General features: G+C 56.3%; 4 protein-coding genes. 1 reads left to right on the top strand and 3 read right to left on the bottom strand.

Annotated features, from left to right (window positions below; genetic code table 11):
- Positions 1-865 (top strand): serine hydrolase (locus WA354_RS04360; RefSeq protein ID WP_472811787.1); only part of this gene is annotated, 865 nt, incomplete at its 5' end.
- 74 nt (positions 866-939) lie between these two features.
- On the opposite strand, the gene WA354_RS04355 is transcribed toward WA354_RS04360, so the two are convergent.
- The 3 genes from WA354_RS04355 to WA354_RS04345 all read right to left on the bottom strand — a co-directional run.
- On the bottom strand, positions 940-1,347 hold the full coding sequence (locus tag WA354_RS04355) for a tetratricopeptide repeat protein (protein WP_472811786.1): 408 nt from the start codon (positions 1,345-1,347) through the stop codon (positions 940-942).
- Positions 1,344-3,236, bottom strand: coding sequence for a vWA domain-containing protein (locus tag WA354_RS04350; protein WP_472811785.1), 1,893 nt, complete (start codon positions 3,234-3,236; stop codon positions 1,344-1,346). The genes WA354_RS04355 and WA354_RS04350 overlap by 4 nt, the downstream gene beginning before the upstream one ends.
- 61 nt (positions 3,237-3,297) lie before the next feature.
- Positions 3,298-3,589, bottom strand: a 292-nt coding sequence (locus WA354_RS04345; RefSeq protein ID WP_472811784.1) for a YhjD/YihY/BrkB family envelope integrity protein, incomplete at its 5' end; no start/stop codon positions are given.

Raw genomic sequence — 3,589 nt, 5'->3', positions numbered from 1 at the left:
CATCCTGCTGGGGCGCGTGATCGAGATCGTTACAGGCGAATCGTATGAGGAATATCTGACCGCGAACATTCTCAAACCTGCCGGAATGACGCACACCGCTTTTGATCACTCGGTTGACGTGGTACCCGATCGCGCCAGCGGCTATAGATTCGACGGGGAGACTCTGATCAACGCACCCAACGGCGATTCGGCGTATGGAGGCGGTGCCGGCGCGCTGCGATCGACTGTGGACGATATGTATAAATTCGATCGCGCATTGAAATCGGGAAAGCTCTTCAGCAATGCCATCACCACAAAGGCATGGACACCCTATGGGCACTTCGTCGCCCCACCGCCACTACCGATTGAAGCGGAGTACGGTTATGGCTTTCTCATGGGCGAGGACTTCGGCCATAGGTATGTCGGACACGGCGGTTGGGTCAACGGGTTTGTTTCCCAGTTCACGCGCTATCCTGACGACGATGCGGTAATCATCGTGTTGTGCAACTTTGAGGCCGTAACCTACGTTCAAATCAACAAAGATCTCTCCGCAATTCTCTTTGGACAAAAATACGAGACACCGATCCCGAAGAAAATTGTGCACCCTTCTCAGGAGACTCTCGCGCGCTACGTGGGTGACTACCAGCTTGGGCCGACAATCCTGCAAATCACGATGCGGAATGGCAGGCTCTACGCCTTCGTCAAAGGACAGCCTTCCCCGTATGGCCTCATCGCCACCTCCGACACCGAGTTCTACTTGAATGACGCGCCGACTGAGGTCCGATTTGTAGCCGACGCGGATGGCGCAGTGAACAACATTAAGCTCAAATTTGGAAGCATGGATCTTTCTGCTGTCAGAGCCACTGCGGAGAAGCAGGGCAACTAAGATCTGAAGGCTTGCCGGCATTCTTTGAGGTGCGGATCGACGGCCGCACCCCTTCCTCTATCGAAGGCCGCGGACTACAGATCCTCCACCTTCAGGCTCGCATCCGCACCCTGCCAGGCCGTGCCAAACTGCTGCTTCACCCGCGAGGCGTCATAGTTTCGGTTCTGCAACGTGAGAGCCTCTGCCAGCCCAAACAGCGAGCGCGGATTGCGCGGATTCTGCTGTAAGTCCTCGCGGAATACCTGTTCTGCGCCTTTGGCATCGCCGGTTTGCAACATCATCCCGCCAAGCGATTCGCGCACCGGATAGTACCAGTCGGCAGGCTCGTCATAAAGCAACTGATCCTGGTTCGCGACAGCATCGCGCAGCAGGCTGATCGCCCCGACGACGGCCGTAATGTTCTTCAGGCGAGGACCTCCTCGAACGGGAAAATTGGGCCTCAGAATACTATTGCTCCAATACGTGCGGAAATGGATATTCAAGGCGTCACAGTCAATTGGCTGCGCAAGCCAATCAAGTACTTATTACCATCGTCCAAGGTCGTTTCGAAATCAACCCGGATCGGATTCGGACCCGGCTTCAGATTGAGTCTTGAAAGATCAAGTTGGCCGCTCACGACTAGGCCCCGAATATCCGCTCTCGCAATAGAAAGTGGAATGCGCTGACCTTCTCCAATGGACACATAACCTTTCCAGTCTCTGAGAATCATCTCGCGAATCTTTTGGTCGGTCGGGTAAATCCTGATCATCACTGTGGGAGTTTGTTCAGTAGAGAAGCTGCCAGCCGCGGAAGGTGACAGAAAGCAGCCATCCAGCAACATTGGATCCAGCAGGTTCGTTCGGCCCTCCACTTCATCGCTGGCCAGACAGCGGCCTGAAATCACAATGTCGCTGAAGCGAAAGGCCGGCGTGCTAGTGGGGTATATGGCAAACGTGAATTCTCTGGCGCCGATTCTTCCGGAAGCCGAGTCGAGAGCGATAACTCTCAGCGAGTATGAGCCGGGATAGAGCGGAGTCTCGCGCTGCCAATGCGCGGTCCGGACTTGCTCCGCATCCGGCTTCCATGCCTCTTCAGTGAGCCACGATCCCACGACTTGTCCGAGGCTCCCGTCGACAAGCTGTGCGAATATCTGAAGCCGTGGACCGGGAGGTTGAATATTGGCGGCTGCCGGCCAAATAAAATCCGCAGCCATCAACGCAGTGTGGGCGCCCTCCACATCCGGGAAGAGCCAGACGTGTGCGGCGCTCTCGAGACGTGCAGTTGCTGCACGCTTCTCAAGGCCCTTTCGCATTGCCGCCGAAATCTTCTGCTGATTCTCCGAGAGGGGCGCAAGATAGTACCTGGGTCCGCGAATGCGCACAGGCCGACCGGGAACGGACACGGAGATCGGATGCCACGCTCCGTCCGTTTCCTCGAGATTGGGTCTGAAAGTTATCTGATAGTAGCCGGTGGCATCCATAGCAACATCCGATAAAGCTTCTTGAACGTCACGCGCAGCAACACCGCCTGTTTCCTGGGCTGGATAGAGAAAGTCCGCGCGGTTCTGGGCAACGCCGAGCAATTCAAGATTCATTGCTTCGGCAACTTGTTCGCCTGATCCCGAGTACTGGAATTCCGCGGCACCGCCAAATGGAACTAAGACTCGTGGCCCAGAACCCTCGACTGTGTACATGGCAGCCTGCGCACGCATCGCTTCTGCGATGAACTCCGAAGGCCCAACGCGCAACAGCTTGGGATTTTGGGCATCGGGAGAAGCGAGGTTCGATTCGAAATCCGAAGCGAATATTATCGCGTGTCTTCCGGGCCGAATGGCGAGTACCTGGATGGCCCGAGCAACCTCAGTAATCCACGATCCGCCGATGAGTTGGGGAGAACTCACATGAGTGGCGATGTCCTGCAGTTTGGCGCGAAGTGCTGTGTGGTCGTGTGCGAACGAAGTGAATTTGCCCGCATCATCGATGAGAGCAAGGCTCCAGTCAGCGACTCCAGGGCCTCTCAGGAATTTCATCAGACCTGCGATCGAGAAATTTCTGCCAGAAGCCGACATCGGCGCGAAGACCAGCAGAATTGATGTCTGCGACAACGCAGATTGACTTGGCGGTAGCGCCGGTTCACTTCCATTGCTGAGTCTTGTTTGCGGCGCAAGGCTTCGGACTGCGAGCACGGCATCGCGTGTGCCCATCTCTGTCAGGATGAAGTCGTCTGGACCGAGCCCGGCCAGCGGAGTGCCTTGCTTATCGCGAACCAGGACTTGAACTGTCGCGGTCCAACCCGAATTCCGTTCCTTTTTCGGGATCGGGCTTTGAGGAAAAAGGGAGCCCGCGAGAAGAACAGAGGTTGATGCCGCGAACATGCCGAAACGAAACGTCATACGATCGGCTCAAGATCCTGGAACGCCCCGATGATACACCCGCTCAATTCCAGTATCGCGTTCAGTTCTTTGCAGCCTTCTCCGCTCGAGGCACAGCGCTGAACTGCGCTCCGGCGAAGAGGATCAGCCCTGAGATGTAGGCCCAGAACAACAGACCGACGGAAACGTAAAACGGTCCATAGAGAGCCTTCAGGTCGAGGTGCGGAAGGACCGCCACAAATCCTTCTTTAGCAGCCAGCCAGACCACGCCCGTGATGATCGAAGTGCGAACGACCTGCCGCGCCGGAATCTGGCGATTGGGCAGAAGCCAGTAAATCGAGAAGAAAAACAGAACCGAGGCGACGCCGGTAGTT

This window comes from Occallatibacter sp., from assembly GCF_049802275.1.
In the GTDB taxonomy this organism is placed as follows: Bacteria; Acidobacteriota; Terriglobia; order Terriglobales; family Acidobacteriaceae; genus Telmatobacter.
Note: the sequence above shows the minus strand (reverse complement) of the source record. Positions and strands in the feature narration are given on the sequence as shown.